The sequence below is a fragment of the Leptospira fainei serovar Hurstbridge str. BUT 6 genome (assembly GCF_000306235.2).
Lineage (GTDB): Bacteria > Spirochaetota > Leptospiria > Leptospirales > Leptospiraceae > Leptospira_B > Leptospira_B fainei.
Map to the genome: position 1 here is coordinate 113,823 of NZ_AKWZ02000003.1, position 26,939 is coordinate 140,761.

The window sequence follows — 26,939 nt, forward strand, 5'->3', positions numbered from 1 at the left end:
AAAGAGGAATGACGATGGGGTTCCCTATGGAAGCGACGAGAGACAAGAAGAAAATTTCGGTTTTGGCCGTAGATGATTCTCTCGTTTATAGAAATTTACTCAGGGCGGCGTTTTCCCAAGACCCTGAGATCGAATTCCTCGGAGCGGCGATAGACGGTAAATATGCTTTACCTAAAATCGCGCATCTTAAACCGGATTTCGTGGTCTTGGATGTCGAAATGCCGGAGATGAACGGCATCGAGACTTTACGTGAAATTAAGGCAAACTATCCGGCTACGAACGTGATCATGCTTAGTTCTCTCACGATGGAGGGGGCTAAAGTCACAATTAAGGCCATGGAGATGGGAGCCTTAGATTTCGTATCTAAACCGGACGGTGTTTCCGAATCTGCCGAACGGATCGGCGAGGCATTGGAACAATTAACGGCTAAGATTAAGGCCATTTATGCGCAGAATTACGGTAAAGCGAAGAATATTACGAAAATTGATTCCATTCGTAGTATTCCAAAAAGCGTTTCCAGACGGAAATATGCAATTTGCGTCATCGGCATATCGACAGGCGGGCCTCAAGCTTTGCGAGATTTGTTTTCCAGAGTTTCAAGCGAGTTGCAAGGATGTATCGTCGTTGCCCAGCATATGCCTCCTCTTTTCACGAGCTATCTAGCGGAAAATATTTCCCAAGTCACCAACTTAAAGGTTAAAGAAGCGGAAGACGGAGAGATCCTCGAAAGCGGATCCGTTTATATCGCTCCCGGAGGCAAACAACTTCAGATTCTTAAAAGTCAAAAGGGACCTAAAGCAAACGTGTTCGACGGTCCGTTAGAAGAGCTTTGTAAGCCATCGGTTAATATATTATTCAACTCGATTGCGGAGAATTTTCCGAAGGAATCGATCGGCATCATTATGACCGGGATGGGCGAGGACGGATATATCGGAATGAAGGAAATGAAGAAGTCCGGAAGTTTATTGTTGGCTCAAAACCAGGAAAGTTGTGTCGTATTCGGAATGCCTAATAGACCGACTAAGGACGGATTAGTAGACGAAGTATTGGATATTCAAGGTATTGCAGATAAAATATCCGATTCGATGGGAAGAGTGTAGATTTTATGAAGGAGGAGATGATACACTTTGTAAACGTCCTACAGAGAGCGACGGGAATCTATCTCAGCGAGGAGAAGTTGTATCTTCTCGAAACTCGATTATCAGATATGATGACCGATCATCAAATTAGTTCCTTTCTCGATTTTTCAAAGAAATTCGAAAACCACCAAGAGGAAGAATTCAGGGATCAGGTCATCGAGAGGATCACTACCCATGAAACAAAATTCTTTCGCGATACAAGTATGTTCGATGCGATCACGCAACGGATACTTCCCGAAATAGTCGAACGCATAGAAGAACGTTCTAAAGATTTGAAAGATCAGAAAATTCGGATATGGTGTGCGGCTTGTTCCACCGGGCAGGAACCGTATTCGATCGCTATAGCAATAAAAGAAAGATTGCCTCATTTATTTGATAATGTTCGAATTCTCGCCACCGATATCGCGAAGGAAACAATCGTAAAAGCGAGAACGGGCTGCTATTCTCCTTTTGAAATCGGTCGCGGATTGGAGGAATATCATACGGACCGATATTTCGAGAAAGCGGAAGACGGACAATTTAAAATAAAGGATGAAATTAAATCAATCGTGGAATTCGAACAACACAATTTGATTTCTCCGAATTTCCCTTCCGGTTTCGATCTTGTTCTTTGCAGAAATGTTTCTTATTATTTCGATTCAAAGGAACGAGCAAATTTGTTTGCAAAAATTTATAAATCGATGAATCATGATAGTTTTCTAATAGTCGGGTCTGCCGAATCGATTTCAGGCTTCTCGAATAATTTTATCGTTCGCGAGTTCGGGCTTTGTCGTTACTATGAAATTAATTCAACAAGTGTAACATTATTCTAAAGGAGATATAATATGGGTACAGTTAGAATTCTCGCAGTAGATGATTCCGCGACCATGCGAAGTTTAGTGCAGCAAACTTTAGGAATGGGCGGATATGACGTTCTTTTGGCTTCGGACGGTAAGGAAGGGATCGAAAAGTTCGGAGAAGGTCCATTCGATTTGGTGATCACCGATATCAATATGCCTGTGATGGACGGAATTACGTTCATACGAGAACTCAGAAAAATCGACACAAAAGTCCCCATTCTTACCCTCACTACCGAGTCGGAGGAAAGCATGAAGCAGAATGGCGCGGCAGCCGGAGCGAACGGCTGGATCGTAAAACCGTTTCGTCCAATTCAATTTTTGGATATTATTAAACAAGTTCTCCAATCCAATATCGCCTAATAGTTAATAGTAACTGAAATTGAATTCGCATTTCGGCACCCACTACCGATAAGAGAAACGTTCGATTCCATATTCTGAAGTCTGCCTTGGTAGCTAGGAAAAAAGACCGAAATTTCAAGGCGTATAGTCTGCAATTTATAAGCCTAAGATTCGGGGGGATTAAACATACTTTACTTTAATTTGCCCTCTTTTCTTCGAGTCGCTATACTAAAATCCGATATCTCTTGCGAAGAATGCAATTCTCGCTCTTTACCCGAAATCCTAACTATCCGCTTCGGGAATTTATGGACATTTATCAATAAAAATATCTATATAATCCGAATTATTTATTCGTCAATTATAATATAAAGAAAATATAAAAATTACGTTAGTGAAGACTGTGATAACCAATTTAAGTTTAAGTCGACCAGCGGATAAGTAAGCGGATTGAAAATTTTGGGGGAATTTAAACGATGAACAAATTTATTCTGTTAGCTAGCCTTTGGATTTTGTGGCTTTATTCGGTTCGCGGGAGCGTGCAGCTAGGGAGCTACAATTCTGCGCAAGAGTGTAAAGCGGCAATTGACTCGGATCAGACGGGATTGTTATTCTGGAAAACCCATTGTTTGGAAACTAAGTAGGGAATTCAGGTTTATTTTATCTATTTAGAGTTATGAGTTGAAAGGGAAATTTCACGGATTCGGAAATTTATTTTAAATGATTCTGTCTGTCGTGTTGAGGAGATATTTCTGTTCAGAGATATGCAATATCTTAATTACTCTCTTAAGATAGATGCGGTAGAGAATATTTAGAATATGAATCCGTATTGCTGCCGGATTCGAGAATTTCCGATTTCTATTCTTTTAATAGGACGAAGCGGTTCTTTTCCCAGTGATAAACGATCGATGGTCGTTTATAATAATCTTCCGGATTCTCTCCGACTAATGAAAAGCGACAAGCAATGTCATTATAGTTCCGAATTATGGAGCAATGTATATGTGCGGGGGTAGATTCTTTAGGGAATGATTTTACGTTAATCGGTTCAAAATATTCCGTTCTTATTCCCGGGAAAATTTGCTCAGTAATCTCTTTCCACTTATTACCCTCGTTAGTGTAAAATTTGAGTGATACGGTATTAGAAGAATCGGTGTCCGAATATGTACGTATGATTCCGATAATATCCGAATGTTCGGTATTCTTCCAAGATGCCAAAATAATATCAGAAGTCCCTTCCAGTAAACCTGCGCGCAACTGGAGATAGTTTGCCGAAGATTCTATTAGCGAATATTTTTCGATTCCCTTGGTGTCGTACGGACTCTTGCTACTAAGTAATGCGGCGATACGCTGCTCATCGGTCTTTAGTCCGAAGCCGAGAAGATCCCTGGGCAGGCGAAAGAAATAATCGGCTACGGTTTTCTCACGAAATTTTGCCGGGCCGGTTTCCTCGGCGAAATTATCGCCGGAGCACGAAGACAGTAGATTGACGAATTGTATAAAAATAGCGATATATTTTATCATAATATTATAAAGAATAGTCTACTACCTTTTGTTTTCCGCCTTCCGGACTTTTGTCCGTTTTTCATTGGCGAGACTGAATTTTCGAGTGCGGGATCGTATTTTGTTTCGACTAGAAAGATTCGAAATATCTCTTTTCGATAACACTCTTTGAAACGAAACTCATTCGCGGGGTCCTGGTCTTATCAAAAATTTAAAGAAAGGACTAGCGGAAGCTTTCCTTGGCCGGGACGGATAATTTTCCTCCGTCGAATTACGCGGTAGGAGGAGGTAGAGATATAAGTAATTGGATTAATAACTGTGAAGAATTGGAAACTTGAAGTTGATCTAAAAAAACGGAAATGCGATTAACTAGTATAAGTTCGAATCCGGATTTCGGGATGAATTTATTTTGAAGATCGAAAGGCGTCTGTGCTTCGAAATATGATCCGGAAAAAAGACCATCATGATCTTTGAGATTATGCCTACCGGGTTTGGCTCGCAGAACGGTTTGCGAAATGCCTGTCCAATTTCCGTTACAAATGTCGATCGTATCGATGATCGTGTCCATCGATACGGAATAAAGTATTACTAAAAGGACGGTAATTCGTCCAAATTTAACACTTTGATTCATTCTGCTCCGCAAAAGAGACATTCGCTTAACCTCGTCTCGAAAGACCATTTCTAAAAATAAACGTCAAGACGAAAACTTACTTCGCTTTTATTTAAGAATTTCAATCAGGTATCAAAACAAAAACAAAACTCTTACGAACCGTTATTTGATTTCTCCGAAGTCTTTATGCATATCGGACAGTCGATAAATTGACGATCATTTAGGTTGTGCGCCTTCTAATGCGCCTGCCGGGCCTTTGAAGTTGATTTCGAAAAGATCATAGTCGGATTCCCGTAACCCGCTTACGTATGCAACCGAGATGCCTAAGTAATATTTTCCGTTATATTTGAGCGCGCGCCACGCGTAACTTGCCATTTCCTCAGACGTGACTGAAAATGGGTGTACTTTACCTCTCGATTCGTCGAGATAGAGTCCTTCATAGGTTCCGACCAGTGTCCCTTTATATTCGAGGCTCAATATTCTTCCTGATACTGAGAAATTTCTTTTTCCACCCGTTTTTCTATCTACGAACTTGTCCGAAGTTGCATCTTCGTTAGCGTGAATCCAAACCGTAAGGCGCTCTTTCGGATCCCTAACTTTGGAAATCTTGGGTAGGTTATTCTCCTGGAATTGAGCATCGACGATTTCTCGATCGGTGGATAATGCAATAGCTTTGATTCGGTGAATTCTATATTGAACTAATATGGTTTGGTTTAGATTCTTGCTAAGGAAATTTACTAGATTTGCGTTTTCAGGTCGGACGCTAAAGGCCGCTTTCTTTTTAACCGGAGTGAAGCATTCGTCCTTCGCGGCCTCGCAATTCTCTAAAGGATCGAAGTAAGTTATTTCTAGAATGCCTTCGTACGACTCATAGATTATTCCTCTGCTTTCGAATTGAATTAACTTGGCGACCATCCAACCTTCCGAAAACGTTCCAAACGCGGAGACAGGAGTCGAAAGATAGAAGTAGAGTATCGAAGATATCGGAAAATAAAGGATCTGTCTTATATTCATACTTGGCCTACCAATTTGACGTAACGCTCTTCGTTAATTAAACAAGCACCCGTTCGGTTATTCTCTCCAAAACTACCCATCGATAGCGATTCTATAAATTTCCGGCTTTAATCGGCACGGAGATTTAGACCTTTTTAGTCTGCTTTTCGGTTTTAAAGAGTTGAAAATTGGCGGAAATGACCGGGGCTTTTTACCCAAAAAAACGTGAATCAAGATTGATTCTAAAGCGTGCAGGTTGTTCATTTTGTAGTAATTAAGCTGTAGGTATCGGCAGAATTCTATCCGGAATATTTTACCGGAAACAGCGTCGTTCATCGCGAATTTGATGTAGGTAGTTCCGCCAAAATAGTTATGCTTTTGTAATGTGTTGAGCGTTGATATCGAGCTCGCTTATGGCCTATCTGAAAAATTGAAAACTTTGAAATGATTCTTGCCATTCCATTTCCAGAATGAATAAAAGTCCCGAATGTTGAAGACGAATTTCGATTTTCTATGGATTATCATATCTGCCAGTCTCGTTTTCTTTATGCAGGCCGGTTTTCTTTGCCTTGAATCCGGATTAACGAGAACGAAAAATTCAATCAATGTAGCCATAAAGAATATTACGGATTTTGGAATTGCAACTCTCGTTTATTATTCCATCGGCTTCGGCTTTATGTTCGGGGCAAGCTCGGAAGGTCTAATCGGCGCTAACACTTACTTTCCTACCTTCTCGTTTTCCCAACCCGATATACCGGTATTCTTTCTATTCCAACTGATGTTCTGTGGAACTGCTGCGACCATCGTGTCCGGCGCCGTTGCGGAACGAATGAAGTTCGGCGCATACATTATTGTGGCGACCGTTATCTCCTCTCTGATCTATCCGATATTCGGGCATTGGGCTTGGGGAAGAACGTTAGGAAATTGGGAAGAGATGACCGGATGGCTAGGGAAACTCGGTTTCGTGGACTTTGCCGGCTCTACGGTAGTTCATAGCGTTGGGGGTTGGGTCGGCCTAGTCGCAATGAAATTATTGGGTAATCGAGTGGGGCGATACGCTGCCGACGGGACGGTTCGGAGTATCACCGGTCATAATCTTCCTCTCGCGATGCTCGGCACACTCATCTTATGGTTCGGTTGGATCGGTTTTAACGGTGGAAGTACTCTTTCATTTTCGGCTCAGATCCCGGGAATTTTGGCCAATACGATGTTGGCGGCGTCCAGCGGGATGGCGGCTTCTCTAATTTTCGGTTGGGTGAGGTTAGGATACGCGGAAGCTACTTTACCTTTAAATGGAGCATTAGCGGGGCTTGTGGCAATTACCGCCTCTTGCCATGCAGTGACGGCGTTCGAATCGGTTTTTATCGGCTTCGTGGCAGGAATCTTAATGTTTGAAACTAGAGTGTTATTGGATAAAGTGCGACTGGACGACGCTGTCGGTGCGATTCCGGTTCATTTAGCCGCCGGTATCTGGGGAACGCTTGCAGTTGGAATATTCGGAAATCTTGAAATACTTGGGACCGGATTGAATCGCTTGGATCAGATTCAAGTTCAATTGCTCGGAATCGTGGCTTGCGGTATTCTGGCTTTCGGTTTAAGTTTCGTAATTTTGAGTACAGTCAATCGATTTTATCGATTAAGAGTTTCCGAAGAAAACGAACTACAGGGTTTGAATTTTACGGAACATCGAGCAACCACGGAGTTGTTGGATCTATTTCTGGAAATGGAATATCAAAAGAGAACAGGTGATCTTAGCAAGGATTTATCGATCGAGCCGTTTACGGAAGTCGGCCAGATTGCGGAAAGATATAATCTAGTCTTGGAAAAGATTCGGAATAATATTAAGGAAAAGGAGCTTCTGGCGAGGGAACTCGAGCAGAATTTGAGCATTATCCAAAGCGATTTAACGACCGCTAGGAAAATACAAGCAGGAATTATTTCTCAAAAAGACAGAACTATCGGCGAACTGGAAATTATCGTCCGATACAGACCTTTGGCCGAAGTAGGAGGGGATTTTTTCGATATCGTAGAATTAAGACCGGGTTTAACCCGAATATTTTTAGCCGACGCAACCGGACATGGAGTCCAGGCGGCCTTGATTACCATGGGAATTAAAGCAATTTATGAATCGTTAAAGCGAGGAGTTTATAGTGTTGGAGAAATATTATATCATTTGAATAACGAGTTTTTATATTCGTTCAGGAACTTAAACCAATTCTTGACCTGTATAGTTCTGGACATCGACACCAAATCAAATACAATCCGCTACGCCTCCGCCGGTCATATTCCGCAATATTTAATTACGTCCGGCAAAATAGAGAAGCTGGAAAAAACCGGTAGAATTATCGGGGCAGTGGCTAAGAGCGGGTATGCGTTTGGCGAATTAACTTTATCGGATGACGCAAGATTGGTTCTCTTTACCGACGGACTGGTCGAGCAATGGAATTCCGAGAAGGAGGAATTTGGCGAAGAACGGGTCGAAAATTTGATTCGTTTTTCCAGTTCGATGCCCGTTCAGCAAGGAATAGATTTTATCCTAAAAGAACAGGATTCTTTTTTGGACGGTCTGCCTAAACAAGACGATATTTCTGTGATCGGAATTCAAAGAAATAAGATTTAAAAAAAAGGAATTTCGTAGAAATAATATTCTGAAATACCGAAACATTATATTTATAGAATATTATTATCTTCTGAATTGTTGACTTTCATATAGTTTTATTTTATCTATCCATAATTTATCTCTTCCCTTGGCGAAAAGAATATTGACAGTCTGGATAAATGGGTGGATTATTTTTATTTCGAATTTGCCTTCCTGAAAATAAGGTCCGTTCAAAGAGAGGTAACCGGTAATGATGCTCGATTGGAACGAATATCAAAAACAAGTGCAAACGACTATTGCTGAGATCGGAAGAATTAGTCCCGAAATTCTCCGAGGCTATAGGGCGCTTAGTGAAGCAGGTTCAAAGACAGCTTTCTTAGACGGTAAAACTCGCGAGCTGATAGCTTTAGCAGTCGCAATTACCAGGCAATGCGACGGCTGTATCGCAGCTCATACCGACGCCGCAATTAAGCATGGAGCAAGTCAAGAAGAAATAACCGAAGCTTTAGGAGTTGCAATTGCGGTCAACGCGGGAGCTGCACTTATATATTCCGCGAGAGTCATCGATTCGTATAAGACCAAAACAGAAAGCCCATGACTTTTAGCCGGAACGAACGTGCTAGAGGGAATTTTAGGATTTTCCTGTTTTTCGGGTAACTATGTTCGCTTTCTAAACGTCATTTAAATCTGCGATTTGAGAGGAAGTGAAACGTGGTATTGCTAAGCGAAGAATGTCATCCCTCAATTCCAATTTCGGAATGTTCGTTATCTATAGAAAATCTTTGATCATGGCTTTGTTTCCGAACGGCCCGGACGATGCGTTGCAGGCCGCCATGGAAATGTTAAATGAACTGGAAAATCTAAACCTTTCTAGGAAAGAGCGAAAATACCAGCCAATTCGAATCGGAATCGGTTTGCATACGGGAACGCTTATGTTGGGCACGATAGGCGAGGAGGAGCGAATGGACGGTACGGTTATTTCCGACGCCGTCAATCTTGCATCACGCATCGAAGGTTTGACTAAGGAGCTTCAAGCGACTCTTTTGTTAAGCGAAGAGACTTATAAGAAACTCCGGAACAAAAAGAAATATTCGTTTAATAAACTCGGCAAGGTGACCGTTAAGGGTAAATCCAAATCTAGTCAAGTATACGAAGTCGTCAGTTGATGAAGACCTCGCATACTTGAGGGGCTGAAATTTCATTCCACCGAAGTCAAGCTTCCTGTAAAACTTTCGGTTTTTCCGAAGCAACGGCTGCTTTTCTTTTCAGCTTTTGACGGAAATCCTGTAAAACGTTCATATAATAGATATATGCGTCATACGGAGAAGAATACGGACTAAAATATTTATGCACATCGCCGTCGTTAAAATACTTAGTGCACATATAATAAAAATGATCCGAGGTTTGTAATTTCCCATACGTATCCAGCAACTCTTCGTCCCCGAAACTATAGACCTTATCCTCCAGCTCATATACGGCTTCCAAAGCTTGGCGTTGCATTGAGTTGCCTAACCAGGCGGAAGTATCTCTCTCCATATCGGCCCAGGAAACGGGCTCATGAGTATCGATGTCCCCGGTCGGATAATAATTCTCCGCAGCTCTTGAAACCGTATTGAATTTAAAATCGGGATGTTTTTTTATCTCAGACGGAAGCTGCTTTAGAAATTCGAAGATTCCGGAATCCGCCCATTGATGCTCTCCGAATGTTTCAAAGTCCATGAACAGGTTAATGCATTCTCCGTTTCCGGCGACTGAATGAACCCAATTCGAGAATTTATCCGCTTTCAACGGATAAGCGCTCCAACTTCTTTCAGAAAACCGAAACGCTATATCGTCGCTTAAACGGTAATTTTTTAACATCAAATTCAAACCGGGTTCGTATTTAGCCTTATAGAGAAAATTAGGGCTTCTCCAATCCAAGAGTCTATCTACGCCTTCCATTAGCATTACCGAATAACCCATATTTCTTACTAAACTTCCAATATGATTGGAATATATAAGTTCCGTATTGCGGAAAGCTTCAGGCAAAACTCCAAGTTCCCGTTTAATCGTCTTGCGGTGCTTTTGAACCTGTCTGTAAAATTCTCTTTCCGAGAAAAGACTAGATAACGAGTGGTAATACGTCTCCGCAAGAAATTCAACGTTACCGGTATCGGCCAAGCGTTTGAACTGGTCCAGGACTACAGGGCACCATTTCTTAAACTGCTCGATAGCGGTTCCGGAAATCGAAAACGTAATGTTGAATTCGTCCTTGTGTTCCCGAATCAAATCCAGAAGCAATTGAGTGGTGGGCAAATAGCACTTTTCGGCAACTTTTCTTAAGATCGCCGAATTCTTTTCGTCATCAAAATAAGTATCATCCTTTCCTATTTGGAAGAATCCGTACGGCTTTAGGCGAAACGGTTGATGGACCTCGAAATAAAAGCAAACTGATATCATACTTTTCTCCTATACACTTCTTCGATTTTTTTTGCATTATTATGCCAGGTAAGTTTTGAGGCGTCTTTCTTGGCTTCTTGCCCCATTAGATCTCTTAACATTCTATTTTTGAGTAAGGCTATCGTTTTTGCGGCGAGTTCTTCGGTGTCCCAAAAGTTAACTTTCAGGCATTGATTAACGACTTCACTTACTCCGGATTGATTTGATAGAATAACAGGAAGATTATGCGACATGGCTTCCAATGCCGTTAAGCCGAACGGTTCCGAAACCGAGGGCATAATATAAAGATCGCTTATCTCATAAAGTCGATGCGCGCTTTCCTTATTCAGATAACCGGTATAGTGAAAATGCTTTCCGATTCCCAAATCTGCGGACAACTCGATCATTCTGTGATGAAGGTCACCGGTGCCCGCCATAACGAACCGAACGTTCGGAACTTCGCGAATGATTTTTGCGGCGGCTTGAATAAAGTAATCCGGTCCTTTCTGGTATGTGATTCGCCCTAAGAACAATACGATCGGATCGTCGATACTCGTTTCCTGACACTCGAAGTTTTCCGACTCTTCGTTTTCGGATACGCCGTTATGTGCGACGAAGATTTTATCGGGATTCGCTAGGTATCTTTCTTGTAATAAATTCTTAGTATAATCGCTTACCGTGATGATTTTATCTGAGAACTCGCAGGCGTCTTTCTCTATGGACTTTATATAATCGTTTTGATTTTCGCCGGATCTGTCATATTCAGTAGCATGAAAATGTAAAATGATTTCCGCCGGAAGCGCGTTTCGAATTTTTTTAGCGGCCGGAAACGTCATCCAATCGTGAGCATGAATCAAATCCGGTTGCAATACGCCAGCAACTTTGGCTGCAAAGTCCGCATACTTATGAATGTCGTGAAATATGACCGGACCGTAGCCGCCGGATATATGAATCGGAGCAATCGCGGTCGTGCGGTTCTCTTTTATTCCTATCTTTTCTTCACTCCCTACTAAGGTTTCCGAAGAACGATAAGTATAATCGTTTCCGCCAGTAAAGGTGCTGTACGGAGAGAAATTCAATCTATCGCTGCTTTCTTGAGCATTGAATGAGTGACTTTGAATTAATTCGTTTTGGTCTTCTTGGCCCAAAAGTTGCCAGCCCGAATTTATGTCTAGTAGATTGACCCCGTCGATTTGCTCTTCGTCCCCATGGAGTTTCGGGACTAGCAAGAAGATCGTATGCCCTAGTTTAGATAAGGAATTTACGATCCCTTTGCAGGCAACGCCGAGCCCTCCTGCGATATGGGGCGGGTATTCCCAACCCAGCATGAATATGTTTTTAGGAGGAGTATTTTTTTGATCGATATTGTTCACGGCTACTACTCGGGCTCCATGTCATTTAACAATGATAAGTAATACTATATTTTTGGAATTAAGCAACTAGCGGGGTGGCGATCTGCCTAAATATAAGGAAATCGAGTAATATACCGGGTGAAAATATCGCGTTGCTTTTTCGATTCAGGTTTTAGCTGAATGAATTCCTTCCGATTAAAGCATCTACTACGGATCGTTGACAAAAAGCATCGATAGAACAGATATTAATTATTTTATAATAAGCGTTATTTAAGCTATAATGGAAGAACCGTTTGAGGAGAAATATGCAACATTCAATTCTTTGGATAGATTCGGAACAGGCAAAAGGGTTTGTTTTTACGAAAGATACGTTTGAAATGAATACCGACTTGGATAGAATTAAGCCGAAACATCATGATAACCATTTGGATAGAATTGATCAGATCCATAACGAGGAAATAAAACATTTCTTCCATGAAGTTTCCCAAAAGCTAGGCGCAGTTGGCGATCTGCTCATTGCAGGACCCGGTATGGCAAAAAACCATTTCAAATCGTATTTGGAATCGCATAAACCGGAATTGGCCGAGAAGGTAATCGGAGTTGTTACGATGGACCATCCATCGGCGCCGGAGATTATTAAATCCGCCAAGGAATATTTTCACGAGCATCATCTGAAGATTTAGGGTGTCATTTTTACAGCCATTGGCCTGATTATTCGTATTCGATCTCGTCGAATGTTAGCGAGCCTTCCCATTTAGGGAGGCTGTTCCTTGAGTTCGGGGTTGAATCGACGATCAGGATTCTTAAGATGTGAAAGAATCCTTGTCTTGTCGTTTCACAATATCCGTTAATATTTGAGAGCGCCGTTCAGATACCGATTCAGAGGGAGCAATTGTTCAAAGGACTTTAGGCAAAGATTTATGAAACGATTCTCTAACACTTCTTTATCGCTGAATTTGCGGGTTGCGATGAAGCTTTTCAAGCGGAGTAAATCGATATCGGGGTGATCTTTCGAAAATCCTTTCGGGGCGGTATTTAATCGTTCCCCTTCGAGTTCCTTAAACTGATTTTTAAAACTCCTCGCGCCGATTATGCTGCGGAGTTTTTCTGAATCCGTTGCGATGGCATTTCGAACGGAAAGTAAGGCAGGAGGAGGCGGGAGATATAGACCTCCGGCGACCATCGATTCACCCGGAGCGATATGAATATAGTAACCCGCCGAAACCTCCTTTTTGCCTGCAGGACTGATCCAGGCTCCGAAGTTGGTTTTATAAGGCGATTTGTCCTTCGAAAATCGAACGTCCTTGTAAATTCGAAATACGCATTCCTTCGCGGTTCGATTTCGTATGCTTGGATCGAAAGTTTGTATTCCAAGAATCAACTCGTCTACAAAGTCATAAAATTCGTTTAACGCGGAGCGATAAGTTATCTCGTTTTTCTTGAACCAATCCCTATTGTTATTTTTGGATAGATTCTTCAAGAAATCCAATATTTGTTTGTGCATTTCGGTTTTCTTCTTTTCCTAAACAGAATACTTCTTCCATAATCCTCATGATTCGTTCGGATCGCAATTTTCTTAATTGCGAAATCGTTTTTCGGTCGTTTATCTAAACCAAAACCGTTCTCCCTTTTGAAAGTTTGAAACGCCGTCCCGAAATGAATCACTCGTTACTACGGGATAAATACCTCTTGCCTCTATTTCCAAAGCTTCTTCTAACGGTCGTCCATATCCGTCTATCGCGGAGGATAGATCGGCCATCAATGCATCTCTAGGGACGGAGCAAATTTGTTCCGCGTATCGCCTGGCTCTTTCGATTCCTTTCCCCTTGGGAACAATCTCCCAAACCAGCCCGATAGCCTGGGCTCTTTCGGCCCGAATTCGTTGGCCGGTGATAATTAAAGGCAAAGCGGATCCGGGGCCGATTAACCAAGGGAGATAAACGGTTCCACCGTCCGCGAGTGGAACTCCCCAACGTCGGCAGGCAACGGAAAACATCGCCTGCTTTTCCGCAATTCGAATATGTCCATGGCAAAATAATTCGAGCCCACCCGCATAAGTATAACCTTGTGAAACCGTTATGACCGGTTTTCGTTGGACTACTCTAGATCCTCCCATCGGGCCGGTTGAATTTTTTATCCAATGGCGAATTTCATCGTTCGTACCGTTGATATCCATAAGAGTTTCCAACGCGTTCAGATCGGCGCCGGCACAAAACGATTTCTCGCCGTTCCCTCGCAGGATTGCCACCGTCAAGTCTGTATCGTCTCGGAATCGTTTCCAGGCAGAGAGGAGAAGCTCGGCGGTTTCTCCATTCACACAATTATGTACTTCCGGCCGGTTGATGATAATTTCGAAAATGTTACCATTTTTTACGGGCAGAACTTGTGTAAGAACTGAGGCCTGACTCATGGGAAACTCTCCGTCGCAAAGTTTTGGGATATAAGCTTTTGATTCGCGCCTAACGATACATTTACCGACGGTTTGGAAAAGAAGAAAAGAATCGGAAACATGTAAATAATTTTCCGGATTTCTCAGCGAACGTCGTTTTGTTCGATTTTCATATAGACACGGGTCAATTTATGACTCATTTGATTTTATATTCTTATTCGATCCCGAACGTTCATTCAGCACGCTCGAATTTTATCAAAGATGAATTAAAAATTTCGATGCATGTCCGAGATTCTATGCTACAAAGTTTTTGTGTCTTACACTTATCGATTTCTCGATTTCCATTCTAAAAGCGATAAAAATCGGATCCAAATTTTACTAGCGAATACTTTTCGGAGGTGCGAATGAAGCGAACGATTACTTCGCGCGAGGGTGTCGGTATCACTGCATCCGTCAGGCAGAAATTCGAATTATACCTTTCGAGGGTCGTAACGGAGTTGCCGACCCTCGTCTACATTAAGAAAGGAATAAAGACATTACGTCGAGACGGCTTTGAATCCATAGTAAGGGAAGGTGAAGCCGTTGCGATTGCGGGAGGACAATCTTTTGATGTGGTCAACGCTCCGGCAGCCGGAGATTTCGAGGCTTCTTGGCTCGCATTTCATCCGAATATAATCAAACAATTCGGCGAAACGCAAAATTCCCTCAAGCCGATTGAAATCGCGTTTACGATGACGTCTCTAAAATCGGGATTTTTAGAAGCGTTCGAACTCGCGACCGAGTCCATAACGACTAGTCGAAGTATTCCTTCAAGTATCGCCGCTCATAGGGTGAGTGAAGTCTTACTATGGTTAGGCGAATATGGAAAACGATTTCATATTTCTTCGCAGGTCAAGCTAGCCTACAAAGTGAGATCGGTGCTTAATTCCGCTCCGGCAAACGATTGGTCGGCCGCCAATATTGCGAGTCAGATGGAGATCAGCGAGGCGACTTTGCGTAGGAAGCTGGCTCTGGAGAGCGTATCTTTTTCCGAATTGTTAATAGACGTACGGATGTCTCACGCTTTGTCGTTATTGCAATCGACGGATTTATCAATCGGCGATATCGCCAAGGAAGTCGGATATGAATCTGCATCCCGATTTGCAGTTCGATTTAGGAACAGGTTCGGTCATTCTCCGGCAGATTTCCGGAGAAATAAGATACAGGATGAGCGGATCGGCACAATCTTTGATCGAGTTTGACTTCTCTTGCGGTTTTAGAGGAAAATTGGAATGCATAGTTTCCAGTTAACTTTAGTCTATGGATTGCGTTAAGAACTGGGAGGTTTTTATCATGCGATTCAATATTAAGGTGGCTGCATTACTTTTTGCACTTTCCGCGAGTTCCGCATTTGCTTCCGATTTGAAAGTAAGCAGTAGTTCCATTAAAGAAGGAGGAGTCATAACAAACGCTCAAGTTTTTAATGGATTCGGTTGTTCGGGAGATAACGTGTCGCCGGATCTTCATTGGACCGGGGCGCCTAAAGACACCAAATTCTTTGCTATAACCGTTTACGATCCGGATGCTCCGACCGGAAGCGGTTGGTGGCATTGGGTGATCTTCAATATTCCTGCCGATATTACAAGTCTTGATTCCAAGGCAGGAAATGAGAAAGGAACTCTTCCAAAAGGCGCGATCCAAAGTCGTACCGATTTCGGAAAACCCGGATACGGCGGTCCTTGTCCTCCTGCCGGAGAAAAACCTCATCGATACATTTTCAGAGTGATCGCTTTGAAAGATAAGATTCCGCTAGATCAAGACGCTTCTGGAGCTCTTGTCGGATTCTATATCAACTCGATGAAGTTAGCAGACGGTAAACTAACCGCTAAGTTCGGAAGAAAATAAGCCGATTCTCAAATTCGCATTGGTCGCCTCTCCTGAGGCTTCCGATGCGATTCATACGAATGTCAAGTTATCTTAATTCTCGCTCGGAGAACTCTTCGTTAGGTAAAAGAATTTTTGCGGGAGAGCATCGTCGATGACGCCGAGGGTTTTTGGACCTGAGATCGTATCAGCAAAACTAAGTAGCTCTTCATCCGTTCTATAGATCAAACTCCAATCCATCACTTCCATGATTCCGATTTCATCCGAGTCGGCGGAAAAGTTCCCCAAGAAAATTTCTCCGGTCGGATTCAGGAGGGAGTATAGATGAGAACAAATCTTTTGAGCGGTTCTAGTTTTAATATAATCGAATAATCCAGCCGAATAAATCAAATCCACTTCCGAATTAGAAACGTATTTTCTCGGGTTTGCGGCGAATCGCGCGATTTCCACATTTAAACAATGAAAGTCCAATTGTTTCTTACTTCTCAGTAGTGCAATTCTTATCCCGTGTTTTGCTTCGGTGATCGCTCTCGGATCCTGATCGAGCAGATAGATACTAAGTTTGTCGAGTAGGGACTGATCCGCATTACGAACCAGCGTTACCACTTCGCGGGCGGGGCCGCAGGCCACCGATAACACGAAAATTCTTCCGTCGGTTTTCTTCAACCGATCCAGGATCGTTCTATAAAAGAAGTTTTGTCTATGAAAGACCGCCTGCGCCGATTTTAGACTTAAGGTACATTTATGTAGGCTTTTACCTAATAAGTTCGTCCCCTCGCTCGTATTTCTATAGATTGCATCCATCATCTCGAAGTCTCCGGCGTAACCGAGAGGTTTCAGCGTGGCTCGTTTGACGAAAGGATCCAAAAATAAAAAGTCCTTTAGTTCTTGGCGAATGTACTGGAAATTATATTGGATCTCGCTAGGAGAAAGCTCGTGATACAATTCGTTCGATTTGATCTTTAGGAATTCGTAAATCGGGCTTAATAAAGTGTAAGTGGCCTTATAGATCTCTTCTTTTAAGTTATATCCGACCGCATACTCGTATTCGTTTAGGCTGGATTCCATTTGGGTAAGAAGCGGCATGATCGACTGGATTTTTTCCTTCGCCTGAAATACGATGGAAAGCGATCCGTTATGCGGAGTTTTCGGTTCGTTCGATTCCACTTTATTTTTAATTCCCAAAAGGGAGTCGTGAACGGAACGAAATAATTCAAGATGAATCGGCTCGTCGAATTGGACACCGTACTCCCATCCAGTATCCGTATGTTTCTCCCACCGAATCACTCCGCTTAGTTTTCGGCTATACTGCAAAACATCGGTATAGATACTCATCTCAAGCGTCGATCCGACTCTTTCTTCTCCGGGCAAAGACTCGGGGTTATAGATTCGAGTACCGTGCTTGGATATGTCTTTCAGAAACGATTCGATCGTACATTCGCTTCCGTTTAAGGAATGTATTTTATACTGACAACGATAAGCGGGTGTAAAGACCTCTTCTTTAGGAAGTTGCTTTTCAATCGTTTCTTCTATTTGGTTAGACGACGTTTTTTCCATTATGAGTTTTTAGCCTTCCTAAAAGATTCAATGCGATCGTGTTCTCGGGTTCGTGAGAAAAGACGTCTCTTAATAAAAGTTCGGATCGTTTCATATCTCCGGTTCTTCTATAAGAATCGGATAATACTATCAAGTTGTTGACATGGCTCGGGTTTCGGTACCGAAATCGTTCTCCATATTCGATGGAGTCTTTGTAATTTTTCGTCTTATTTAGATTTTTTGCAAGAAAGTAGAGATAATTGGATTCAATAGGCGAGATCCTGACGATTTCTTTCGCTGCTTGGATCGCCTTGGAGATATCTCCGTCTTTTAAATTGGAAGACACGATGTACTTTAGAGAATCCAGAGTTTTCTCAGAATTATTAATGGATGAAGAATTCTCGGATGATTGATCGTTCCCGTTTCGACTACCGATTTCGACTCGAGAATGTTGCGGCTGGTACGTTATTTTTAAAAGCGATAGATCGTCGATAATGTCTCCGGAGTTCTGCAATTCCGCAACGATTCCTTCCAGTTCTCCTTTTCCCTTTTCGACCTTATCTAAAAAGAAATTTTCGTCTTCCACCATTGTCTTGGAATTAATTCCAGGATCAAATACCATCAAATCTTCTCGACCGTCCGAACCTAGGATAATCGAATCACCGGGTTCCATTTGGAATAGGCTGACGAAGAGTTTGCTCTTCAGTTCCAACATTCCGACTTTTCTGAAATAGATCTGTGAATCCAAGAAGACGGCTTTTCCGTCTCTGTATAAAACCGGAAAGGGATGTTCGGCGTTGATATAATAAACCAACCCTAACTCTTCATCCGCAAGGCCGATGACCATCGAAATCATCATCGCCCCGTCGAAGCTTTCGAAAGTCTTCTGAAGTTCGATGACGGCGTTCTTAAGCCATCTTTCCGGATATTGATTCTGCAGGACTTCCATCATTTTGGTTCTTTGCACCATTGCATGGAAAACGGCGCCGAAAACGATCGCACCGCCAGCTCCTTGCAGGGATTTTCCCATCGCATCGGCATTCACAAAGACGACGTAGGATCTTCCTTTTAAAGTAATAACGTTGGAAACGCAGATATCTCCGCCAATCTCTTGTTTCCATGTTTTAAAGACGAATTTCTTCTTTTGGCTGGTGTAAAATTCTATATGAACCGATTCGCTTTTGGCTAAGTTTAAGCTCAGCGGTTGTAAAACTAACGAAGTTAAAAAATAATCACCGTCCTGCTGGGATTTTAGATTACTGATTAAATCCATCTTTTCGAATTCGGATTTGGTTAATGTGAATTTGAAGTGAGCGATCGTGACCGAAATGATGATCGTTCCTAACATGAAATAAAGATTATTAATGATCGAAATGACCTGGTATTCCTTATCAAAAATTAGATTTAATATCACGTATTGAACGACTATGATTAGGCTGTTTAAGCTTCCTTTCAACGCGTTCCAAGGTAGGAACAGGTTTACGGCGATCAAAACTAGGTTTAATCCGGCATAGTAGGAAGATTCAAAGCCTCCAAGCCGAGTCGTCATAAGAGAGATGATTCCGCCAACGACGAAAGTGAACACGTACGCGTGAATCGCATTCCAGGGATTCGGGTTGGAATATTTCAGAATAATAAATTGTATGAAGACGATGACGCTTGCGGCGGCTCTTAGAGTTAGAAAGTAGGTTAAGTTTTGATCCAGGTATTCTCTAGGGATGATGAAATAATCCAAACCGCCGAAAATAGGAACGAGTGTAAAACCCAGTACGCAAACGATCTGAATCCATTTCTTCTCCAGAGTCCAAACGAATTTCTGGAAACTTTGTTCCTGTGAGAGCATCGGTTCAATCCTTCAGAGAAAGTGAGCTATGAATCGGATTTGTCTTTTATTGTTGATAACAAGACTAACGTTTTGAAAGCGCTCCTGAAGAAGTGTTTCAAAATTTCCGCTATTCTAATCAGGGATATACGATCGTCAATAAATAATTAATAAATCGAAAACAATGTTTTTATTTAAAACGTTTGTATTGATTAGGTGGCGAAACAACGATTCAAAAAATTAAGAATGATGGATGAAGGAGCGCCGCACAACGATCATCAGTTCGTTCGAAACTGAATCAATAAGAAAATTTCATGACAGCTAATTTAAGGGAGTTCGACGCGAATTTGTAATTTATGGAATTAGTGCGCCGCCCAAGAAGGGTGAATTAAAAAAGGGATCCGCAATAAAAGCGATCTTTCGTTTCTACGTTCTTCTTTGATTTACGTTTACAAAGATCTACTACCCGGGAAATGGTTCGTGAAAATCCCTTGCTTTCCTGTGCTCTAAGTCGAATCTGTTCGTATGAAATTCTTATCTTTGTTATGCGTAGCGATATTTTTATCCTGTTCCGTTACTTCCCATACTGCTTTACAGGTAACGAGAGGAAAACCCGGCACCCTCCAGACCGGTAATGCTGAGGAAAAAGGACCGATCGTTTTTCAAAAAGTTTTAGCTGCGGATTGGAAGGCGGAAAGATCCGGTTTAATTAATTTAAAGGATCCGAAAGCTAAGGAAGCGAAGCTCGAGTCCGGTAAGGAGCCGATTCAAATTTATTTTTACGTGATAGACCATCCTAAGTTCGGTCGCTATATCGTCGACACTGGAATCGCGGATGTGTTCCGTAAAGATCCTAAAGAATGGCCTATATCCTCGCTTGTTGCGTCGGCTATGAATGCGAACGATTTAAAGATACATCTTACCGCCGATGAATGGCTAAAAAAGGAATCTAAACCAGTTAAGGGGATTCTGTTGACTCATCTTCATTTAGACCATATTCTCGGAGCTCTCGATTTCCCGGCAGGAACTCCTATTTATACAGGCAAGAGAGAGACCTCAAAACGTAATTTTTTGAATCTGTTTGTGCAAGGGACAACGGATAAGGTTTTAGGTCCGGCGCCTGCGCTAGAGGAACTTACCTTTACCGAAGGAGACGGAAATTCGGCAAGGGTTTTGGATTTCTTCGGAGACCAATCTTTCTATATTCTACAGGTCCCGGGTCATACGGTCGGAAGTCTGGCGTTTTTGGTAAAGAGCACCTCCGGACTTCAATTGCTCACTGGCGATACCTGCCATACCCGCTGGGGATGGGAGCATTCGGTAACTCCCGGAGATTATTCTGAAAACCAAGATCTGAACCGAGAGAGCTTGGACTTTCTTAAGGAGATCGTCGCCAAGTTTCCCGGAATTAAAGTGCATCCGGGTCATCAGTCTTTAGCGGTCGGTTCTGACCGTCAGAAATGATCGGATATTTGGATCCGATCATTTCTGCTTAGAATTTTATCCGAATTCTTTCATTGCGATTAGGCCTTGTGCGACTGAAATTTTCGGGACATAGCCTAATTCGCGTTTCGCTTTATCGATCTTAATCGTGCATTCCTTCGCCATAATATCGGTCGCGAATCGCATGAGGGGAGGTTCGCTTTGAATCCGGAATAGATTCCAAATCCCCTCGATGATGAACGCAAGGCTCCTGGCTAAGAAGGCCGGGACGGATCCTGTAGGCAAATCTATACCTTGGGTTTTCATCATGAATGTTAAGAACGAACGGAAAGTTTGATCTTCATCGTCGGTAACGAAGTAAGATTGTCCTCCGACTCCTTGAGTGAGAGCGAGTTCGGTCGCATATACTAAATTTTGAATATAGGTGGTGGAAGTTCGGGCTTTTCCTCCGTTAATCCAAAGAAATTTTCCTTCGGAAACCATTTTCTTTAATACGGGTAAAACGGAAGTATCACCCGGACCCCAAACCAATCTAGGTCGTAGCGAGATCGTTTTAAAATTATCGGAGTTGGCGGCTAATACACGTCTCTCGGCTTCGGCTTTAGTTTCGCTGTAAAGGTAGGGAGTTTGATTCGGATAGGGATAGGTTTCATCGATCTTAATCATGTCTTGGCCGTGGAACAATGCTGCCTCGGTCCCCATATGGATGAAGCGTTTTACTCCTGCGGTTTTTGCCGCCTCTAAGAGCTGACTTGTTCCATCCACATTCGCTTCCCAAAAATCATTTCGATTTCCCCAAGGCCCTACGAAGGCCGCGCAATGAATAACTACATCGATTTCTCGCAATGCTTCGGGAGGAATCGCTCCTAGCTTTCCCCGAAAGACTTCTAGTCCGGACTTCTTTAGGATTGTATCGGTTTCTGCAGACCGAGAAAGCGCTAAGATGGAATGATTCTCTTTTAGTCGTTTTGCGATCGCTCCTCCTACAAAGCCGGATGCTCCGGTAATAAATAATCTCATATTCTCTCCATAATATTCATCTAGGCTGAATTTTCCAATTTTTACTCTCTCCGGTGGAGGATTTAAATCGTTTCGGCGCTTGTTCAAATGATCATGCCGGATTTTTCGGAAGCTGTCGTCCTGAATCAAGATTTCGGACCGCCAAAGATGGAAATTTATGCTCGTATAGTAATTGCTAGGAGAATGGATTGCGTAATTCTATTCTACTATGAATAGAATTCTAGGATTTTCCGTTCTATTCGGTGCAAGCCTTGCTTGGTTACTTGCGCTGGGGCAAATCTTTAAGAGCGGAAAAACGTCTATCTATTGGTTGCTGGCCGGAATGCTTTTCTTATTGGGAATTTGGCAGGGGCAAACCGCTCTGAATCTCTTGGATTCTCCGCCTGAAGTTCTCGCTCCTTATTCTCTACTGAATCTTCCCGCGGCATATGCATTCGTTCCTCTGTTTTACGCCTTCGGACGGAAATTATCCGAGCCGGATTTCGAATCTAAAAAATGGGGATTCATTTCGTTACTTTTGGCAGTGGCCTCCCTTTTGCTGGAGCTGTATTATTTAGGTTACTGGGCAAACGAGGAAAAGCTGTCCTGGAAAGAATTGGCACTCGCAGTTTGGGCGGATCCGAATGAAAATTTTACTCCACCTTTGCTTCTCCGATTATTTTCGTACGGACCGAGATTTCTATCGATTTTGGTTTCCGGTCTGCTTGTCGTACATGCAAGTTCCGCAACCGGAAAGGACGCGGATTGGCCTAGACAGCGGGCGAGCATCATACTTCTATCGATCGCAGGGGGAGCGGGCGCAGGACTTAGCATGTACGCCCAATGGCTGGGTCGCTTAAAAAGCGATCTTCATGGATACGGCGCTATGATCGTTACCCTAAGCATTTGCGGAATCTATTTCTATGCCCAACGATTTCCTTTGGGCATAGAATTTTCAAAGTCCCTGATCGGAACCAGAAAATCCAGGCTGACAGGCTTGGATAGAAGCGCAGTCGGTTTTCGGTTACGGACTTGTATGGAGACGGAGAGAGTCTATACTACGGAGGATTTGACATTAAGCATGCTGGCATCTCTCGTTTCTTTCGAAGGACCGAAAATTACTCCGGAACAATTATCCGAATTCATCAACTCGGAATATAAGAAGAACTTTAATCAATTCGTGAATGAATATAGGATCAAAGAGGCTTGTGAACAGTTACTCGAACAAAAGGGTCGATCCGTATTAACGATCGCGTTATCGGTCGGGTTTAATTCCAAATCATCCTTTCATTCCGCGTTTAAAAATTTCACCGGGATGTCGCCGGTAGAATATAGGGAATCTCGTTTGAAGGGATAAGACAATGAGAACGTTATTTATAGGGATTTGAATAAAGAAGGGAATTATTCTATGAACGGACGGTATTCAACCAGATTGCGATTTTGTCCATAGCTTGGTCCCATTTCTTTTCTTCCGTAAAAAGACCGGAAGATAATTGAACTATCTCCATCTCTCGTTTTTGTTTTTTGGGTTCTATAAAGAGCTGTTTATTTTTTTCGATCCGCGAAAAGTCGAACCCTCCAAAGATTAAAAGCATCGGTATGTCGAGTTCCGCCACTTTATTTTTTTCGGCGAATCCGTTCAGATCTCCGGAAATGGAAATGATTCCCTCGAGTTTCAGTCGATTTTCGATCACTGCTTTCAAAACGTACGTCGCCGCATCATAGGAAACGCAACAAAACAGTTTTAAGTTTTTTGTCTTATCGTACCCGCGAATCCAATTCACCACCGTCAATAATCGATCTTTCAAAAGATTCGTATCGACCTCGTTTAAGGTGATCGATCTTTCTTCGCGAGTCAAGAGACTGTCCAGGGCTAATGTCGCGATATTCTCCGAACGCAATTTATCTCGAAGTCTATTAAAATGCATTCCGGAGCGGGTTCCTAACTTTTCTGCCGCGCCTTCAACGAGCAGGGTTAGTTTCGTCGCTCCGTCGGGAATGTCGAGATTTGCATCCAAGGTCACAAGATGGACAGGAATTGACAGGCTCGCCGAGTCGTTTTTTTGTTTAGGTACCATTATGGACAAACGATCCATCGGAATAACTAGTTTCAAGTCTCCATTAACTTTAATAGAGCTTCTTCGTTCCTAATGGAGATCATATTCTTATCGATTTCTATCCAACCTTTTCCCTTTAGATCGGTTAATGCCCTTACTAGAGTTTCGGTTTTGGATCCGATCATAGTTGCCATCACTTCCCGGCTGAATTTTACGTTAATTTCCGAGCCGTATTTTTCTTTCAGGGATAGCAGGAACTCGGCGAGTTTGGAATGGACCTGTCTGGTTCCCATTGAATAGATTCGATTTTCCGCAGCGCGACATTCGGTTGCGATATACTTCGTGATTTCAGTCTGGAAGGAAAAGTCTTGGTTAAAGGCTTTTTTCATTTCTTCCTTATCGATATATACGGCAACGGTATCTTCCAGACATTCGGCGGTTTTGTTATAGTAGTCCTCCGAGATCGCGTCTCTAAGTCCTACCCAGCTTTCAGGAGAATAGATTTTGAGAGTTTGTTGTCTTTGACCATTGGGCGAATCCTTAAAAGTCCTTACGGTACCTTGAAGGATCAGGTATAATCCGGTAGTCGGCTTACCCTCGTTAAAAAGGATACTTTTTTTAGGAAACTTGAAGGTACGTTTTCCGAATCGCGGATGCAAAAGAGATTCGTACAAATCCTTCGAACAAGCCGGAAACGTTGACCAGTTGGTCGAGAGCGGAATTCTATCTTCCGTTACTTGGTATGCCAGTGCCGATGCCATATTAAATACCTCGATTTAATGCTTACAAAAGGTATTTACTTCGGATTTGAGAGATAGTCAATGGGGTGGGTGCCATTCGTCGGAACGGACGGGTTTTCGGCGGAATTACAGGGGGAAACGCCTACAAAAGCTCCTTAATTTTGGAGATATATTTTCGCCCGACCGGAAGCTGGGTTTCGTCCTCGTCTTTCAGAAAAACGGTGTAATTTCCGGAATTGTCGCTTTGGAGCCTTACGAGATATTCCAGGTGGATGATATATTGTTTGAATATCCGTAGAAACTTGCTGGGAGGCAGTTTGGTCTCTAAATTTTTTAGAGACTTGTAAGTTACATATTCCTTCTCGTCGGTATGAATTACGCTGAAATTATCTCTGGAGGAAATATAAGCTATATCCTTATAAGGGATTAAGAAATAATTTTCTTTTTCCAGAATAAACAACCCGTGTTCGTTAAAAGAGCTGTTTTCCTGCTTTCCTTCCCGGCTAATGTATTCCAAGGCTCTATCCACCGCTTTATTGAAGCGGTCTCTCGAAAACGGCTTGAGCAAATAGTCAAGGGCGCCGAATTCGAATGCTTCTATCGCCTTATCTCTGAGAGAAGTTATAAATATAATATAGGGAGTTTTTTCCAGTTTTTCCAGAACTTCCAAGCCGGAAAGTTTCGGTAAATTAATGTCTAAGAAAACGAGATCAAAATCGGTGGATTGCAAACTTTCTAACGCTTCCGCCCCGTCCTTAGCGATCCCCGATAGCTTTAATTCGGAACGACTGAGACAGTAACTGACAAGTAAATCACGAGTGGGGGCCTCGTCTTCCACGATCAAAATTTTTAATTCTTTAGCGTTAGTTTCCATCGTATCCTGTTTTGAAATAATTAGCTTTTCGGCTTATCAAAAGTCACTGTAACTACGGCTCCACCTTCCGGATGATTCTCGATTTTCAGTTCGGATCCGGAAAGATAGTATTTCAATCTTTCCGATATATTGCCAAGGGTTCTGGAATGATTTACGGTGGATTTAACTCCTTCACCGTTATCCCGAATCGTTATCGTCGTTCTATCTCCGACAATCAGCGCATTAACCCAGATTTTTCCTCTTCCGTCTCTGTCTCGAATTCCATGGATATAAGAATTTTCCACTAAAGGTTGTAGAATCAAAGGAGGCAGAACGCTTTTTCGGAAATCACCTTCTTTGGAAATTTCCACGTCCATAAAATCTTGAAAGCGCAATTTCAATAGATTAATGTAATTTTCCATAAATTGCCATTCTATGTCGAACGGGACCAATTGCTTACTCGCATTGTCGATGAGAAAGCGATAGTTTTCCGCCAACATTAAGATCGCGGAATCGGCCAGAGCTGAATTCGTTTCCAAATAAGAATGTATGATACTGAGAGTATTAAAGAGAAAATGAGGACTCATACGATCTTGGAATGTCTTGAGGCTATGTTCGGCCAGGCGCGCTTTCTCTTCCGCCTCTTTTCTTTCGGTGATTTCGTTACGTATTACTAAATATTGAAACGGTTTTCCTTTTTCGTCGAAGATAGGGGAAATCGTAGTATCCACCCAATAAAAGCGCCCGTCCTTAGCTTTGTTGCGTATTTCTCCACGCCAAATTTTTCCTCTGGAGATGGTTTGCCAAAGGTTTCGGAAAAATTCCGTATCATGATAGCCGGAGTTGATAATTCTGTGATTCTGCCCCAAAAGTTCGTCCTTTGAGTATCCGCTGATTTTGCAAAAATTATCGTTCGAATAAATGATCGTTCCTCGTTTGTCAGTGATGGCGACGATCGATACTGCGTTAAGAGCGGTTTGAAAATCAGAAAGGATCTTTACGGATTTTTGGAGATTTTGTTCAACATCCACCCTCTGGGTGACGTCGATCCCGATGATCCAATTGTTTTGCTTCAGATGAGAAGATTGTGCGGGAACTCTCGACCAGGAGACGGTTTTCGTTTCGTTTCCTTTCGTTCTTAACTTTATTTCCCAGTTTTCAAAATGATTCTCGGATTTTAATAAAATCTCAGTAACCGATTTGCGGTATTCTTTATCGGGTAATAAAAGGGCAAAAAAATGCTCAGCGTCCTCGGTGGCTTCCTGAAACGAATATCCGGTGACTTTCTCCAATTCCCGGTTCCAGAAAGCGATTCTGGAGTGTTCGTCGATTGCCATGATCAAGACCGGGATATTTTCCAATACGCTAAGAATTCCGGATCCATTTTCGAATATTCGATTATAGAAATTCGCTTCGCTCATAATTTTTACCCAAATTTAGATCTTTCGTGC

General features: G+C 42.5%; 25 protein-coding genes. 11 read left to right on the top strand and 14 right to left on the bottom strand.

What is annotated here, in order from left to right; translation table 11 throughout:
* The first annotated feature begins 14 nt into the window (after positions 1–14).
* The 3 genes from cheB to LEP1GSC058_RS04670 are packed head-to-tail and all read left to right on the top strand — an operon-like array spanning position 15 to position 2,338.
* Positions 15–1,100, top strand: a complete 1,086-nt coding sequence (gene cheB / locus LEP1GSC058_RS04660; RefSeq protein WP_016548668.1) for a chemotaxis-specific protein-glutamate methyltransferase CheB — start codon at positions 15–17, stop codon at positions 1,098–1,100.
* 5 nt (positions 1,101–1,105) lie between these two features.
* A complete protein-coding gene (locus LEP1GSC058_RS04665; protein WP_016548636.1) occupies positions 1,106–1,951 on the top strand; it encodes a CheR family methyltransferase in 846 nt (281 codons plus the stop codon).
* Positions 1,952–1,963: 12 nt separating this feature from the next.
* Positions 1,964–2,338, top strand: coding sequence for a response regulator (locus tag LEP1GSC058_RS04670; protein ID WP_016548583.1), 375 nt, complete (start codon positions 1,964–1,966; stop codon positions 2,336–2,338).
* 834 nt (positions 2,339–3,172) lie between these two features.
* Here LEP1GSC058_RS04670 and LEP1GSC058_RS04675 read toward each other — a convergent pair.
* From LEP1GSC058_RS04675 to lsa26, 3 genes are all read right to left on the bottom strand, one after another.
* Positions 3,173–3,835, bottom strand: a complete 663-nt coding sequence (locus LEP1GSC058_RS04675; RefSeq protein WP_016548540.1) for a hypothetical protein — start codon at positions 3,833–3,835, stop codon at positions 3,173–3,175.
* A gap of 250 nt (positions 3,836–4,085) precedes the next feature.
* Positions 4,086–4,445, bottom strand: coding sequence for a hypothetical protein (locus tag LEP1GSC058_RS04680; RefSeq protein ID WP_232224617.1), 360 nt, complete (start codon positions 4,443–4,445; stop codon positions 4,086–4,088).
* A 195-nt stretch (positions 4,446–4,640) separates the two neighbouring features.
* On the bottom strand, positions 4,641–5,438 hold the full coding sequence (gene lsa26, locus LEP1GSC058_RS04685) for a surface adhesion protein Lsa26 (RefSeq protein ID WP_016548455.1): 798 nt from the start codon (positions 5,436–5,438) through the stop codon (positions 4,641–4,643).
* Positions 5,439–5,904: 466 nt separating this feature from the next.
* On the opposite strand from lsa26, the gene amt reads away from it, so the two are divergent.
* The 3 genes from amt (at position 5,905) to LEP1GSC058_RS04705 (ending at position 9,182) form a co-directional block, all read left to right on the top strand.
* Positions 5,905–8,037, top strand: a complete 2,133-nt coding sequence (gene amt / locus LEP1GSC058_RS04695; RefSeq protein WP_016548634.1) for an ammonium transporter — start codon at positions 5,905–5,907, stop codon at positions 8,035–8,037.
* Positions 8,038–8,266: 229 nt separating this feature from the next.
* Entirely contained in the window at positions 8,267–8,614 is a 348-nt protein-coding gene (locus tag LEP1GSC058_RS04700; RefSeq protein ID WP_198014379.1) for a carboxymuconolactone decarboxylase family protein, read from the top strand.
* A gap of 133 nt (positions 8,615–8,747) precedes the next feature.
* The gene (locus tag LEP1GSC058_RS04705; RefSeq protein ID WP_016548317.1) at positions 8,748–9,182 is read left to right on the top strand and encodes an adenylate/guanylate cyclase domain-containing protein; all 435 of its coding nucleotides are present in this window, start codon (positions 8,748–8,750) and stop codon (positions 9,180–9,182) included.
* A 46-nt stretch (positions 9,183–9,228) separates the two neighbouring features.
* Here LEP1GSC058_RS04705 and LEP1GSC058_RS04710 read toward each other — a convergent pair whose 3' ends face one another.
* Positions 9,229–10,455, bottom strand: coding sequence for a glycoside hydrolase family 57 protein (locus LEP1GSC058_RS04710; RefSeq protein WP_016548574.1), 1,227 nt, complete (start codon positions 10,453–10,455; stop codon positions 9,229–9,231).
* Positions 10,452–11,807, bottom strand: coding sequence for a glycosyltransferase (locus LEP1GSC058_RS04715; protein WP_016548391.1), 1,356 nt, complete (start codon positions 11,805–11,807; stop codon positions 10,452–10,454). The genes LEP1GSC058_RS04710 and LEP1GSC058_RS04715 overlap by 4 nt, the downstream gene beginning before the upstream one ends.
* A gap of 284 nt (positions 11,808–12,091) precedes the next feature.
* Here LEP1GSC058_RS04715 and LEP1GSC058_RS04720 point away from each other — a divergent pair, with 284 nt between their 5' ends.
* Entirely contained in the window at positions 12,092–12,469 is a 378-nt protein-coding gene (locus tag LEP1GSC058_RS04720) for an eRF1 domain 2 (protein ID WP_016548314.1), read from the top strand.
* A gap of 164 nt (positions 12,470–12,633) precedes the next feature.
* Here the strand turns inward: LEP1GSC058_RS04720 and LEP1GSC058_RS04725 are convergent, their stop codons facing one another.
* Both LEP1GSC058_RS04725 and LEP1GSC058_RS04730 read right to left on the bottom strand, forming a co-directional pair.
* Positions 12,634–13,290, bottom strand: a complete 657-nt coding sequence (locus LEP1GSC058_RS04725; RefSeq protein ID WP_016548692.1) for a DUF2461 domain-containing protein — start codon at positions 13,288–13,290, stop codon at positions 12,634–12,636.
* Between the two features lie 99 nt (positions 13,291–13,389).
* A complete protein-coding gene (locus tag LEP1GSC058_RS04730) occupies positions 13,390–14,196 on the bottom strand; it encodes an enoyl-CoA hydratase-related protein (RefSeq protein WP_016548630.1) in 807 nt (268 codons plus the stop codon).
* A 383-nt stretch (positions 14,197–14,579) separates the two neighbouring features.
* Between LEP1GSC058_RS04730 and LEP1GSC058_RS04735 the strand changes: the two genes are divergently transcribed.
* Together LEP1GSC058_RS04735 and LEP1GSC058_RS04740 are read left to right on the top strand one after the other, a co-directional pair.
* Complete coding sequence (locus LEP1GSC058_RS04735; RefSeq protein WP_016548536.1) at positions 14,580–15,416, top strand: helix-turn-helix transcriptional regulator; 837 nt, start codon at positions 14,580–14,582, stop codon at positions 15,414–15,416.
* A 91-nt stretch (positions 15,417–15,507) separates the two neighbouring features.
* On the top strand, positions 15,508–16,059 hold the full coding sequence (locus LEP1GSC058_RS04740) for a YbhB/YbcL family Raf kinase inhibitor-like protein (RefSeq protein ID WP_016548709.1): 552 nt from the start codon (positions 15,508–15,510) through the stop codon (positions 16,057–16,059).
* 72 nt (positions 16,060–16,131) lie between these two features.
* Here the strand turns inward: LEP1GSC058_RS04740 and LEP1GSC058_RS04745 are convergent, their stop codons facing one another.
* Positions 16,132–17,595 (bottom strand): PilZ domain-containing protein, encoded by a 1,464-nt coding sequence (locus LEP1GSC058_RS04745; RefSeq protein WP_016548389.1) that lies wholly within the window; start codon positions 17,593–17,595, stop codon positions 16,132–16,134.
* A complete protein-coding gene (locus LEP1GSC058_RS04750; protein ID WP_016548400.1) occupies positions 17,576–19,417 on the bottom strand; it encodes a PP2C family protein-serine/threonine phosphatase in 1,842 nt (613 codons plus the stop codon). The genes LEP1GSC058_RS04745 and LEP1GSC058_RS04750 overlap by 20 nt, the downstream gene beginning before the upstream one ends.
* Before the next feature lie 504 nt (positions 19,418–19,921).
* Between LEP1GSC058_RS04750 and LEP1GSC058_RS04755 the strand changes: the two genes are divergently transcribed.
* Positions 19,922–20,860: an MBL fold metallo-hydrolase gene (locus LEP1GSC058_RS04755; RefSeq protein ID WP_016548506.1), complete on the top strand. Its 939-nt coding sequence runs from the start codon at positions 19,922–19,924 to the stop codon at positions 20,858–20,860.
* A 36-nt stretch (positions 20,861–20,896) separates the two neighbouring features.
* On the opposite strand, the gene LEP1GSC058_RS04760 is transcribed toward LEP1GSC058_RS04755, so the two are convergent.
* Entirely contained in the window at positions 20,897–21,859 is a 963-nt protein-coding gene (locus tag LEP1GSC058_RS04760; RefSeq protein WP_039948081.1) for an NAD-dependent epimerase/dehydratase family protein, read from the bottom strand.
* 208 nt (positions 21,860–22,067) lie between these two features.
* Between LEP1GSC058_RS04760 and LEP1GSC058_RS04765 the strand changes: the two genes are divergently transcribed.
* Positions 22,068–23,195, top strand: a complete 1,128-nt coding sequence (locus tag LEP1GSC058_RS04765) for a helix-turn-helix domain-containing protein (RefSeq protein WP_016548554.1) — start codon at positions 22,068–22,070, stop codon at positions 23,193–23,195.
* Positions 23,196–23,244: 49 nt separating this feature from the next.
* Here the strand turns inward: LEP1GSC058_RS04765 and LEP1GSC058_RS19780 are convergent, their stop codons facing one another.
* The 4 genes from LEP1GSC058_RS19780 to LEP1GSC058_RS04785 form a co-directional block, all read right to left on the bottom strand.
* On the bottom strand, positions 23,245–23,952 hold the full coding sequence (locus LEP1GSC058_RS19780) for a dienelactone hydrolase family protein (protein WP_232224618.1): 708 nt from the start codon (positions 23,950–23,952) through the stop codon (positions 23,245–23,247).
* Positions 23,949–24,656: a Crp/Fnr family transcriptional regulator gene (locus LEP1GSC058_RS04775; protein WP_016548338.1), complete on the bottom strand. Its 708-nt coding sequence runs from the start codon at positions 24,654–24,656 to the stop codon at positions 23,949–23,951. Before LEP1GSC058_RS04775 ends, LEP1GSC058_RS19780 begins: the two co-directional genes overlap by 4 nt.
* Before the next feature lie 121 nt (positions 24,657–24,777).
* Positions 24,778–25,509 carry a LytR/AlgR family response regulator transcription factor gene (locus LEP1GSC058_RS04780; protein WP_016548651.1) on the bottom strand — a complete coding sequence of 244 codons (732 nt, stop codon included), beginning with the start codon at positions 25,507–25,509 and terminating at the stop codon, positions 24,778–24,780.
* Between the two features lie 20 nt (positions 25,510–25,529).
* Positions 25,530–26,909 carry a PAS domain S-box protein gene (locus tag LEP1GSC058_RS04785; protein ID WP_016548600.1) on the bottom strand — a complete coding sequence of 460 codons (1,380 nt, stop codon included), beginning with the start codon at positions 26,907–26,909 and terminating at the stop codon, positions 25,530–25,532.
* Between the last annotated feature and the right edge of the window lie 30 nt (positions 26,910–26,939).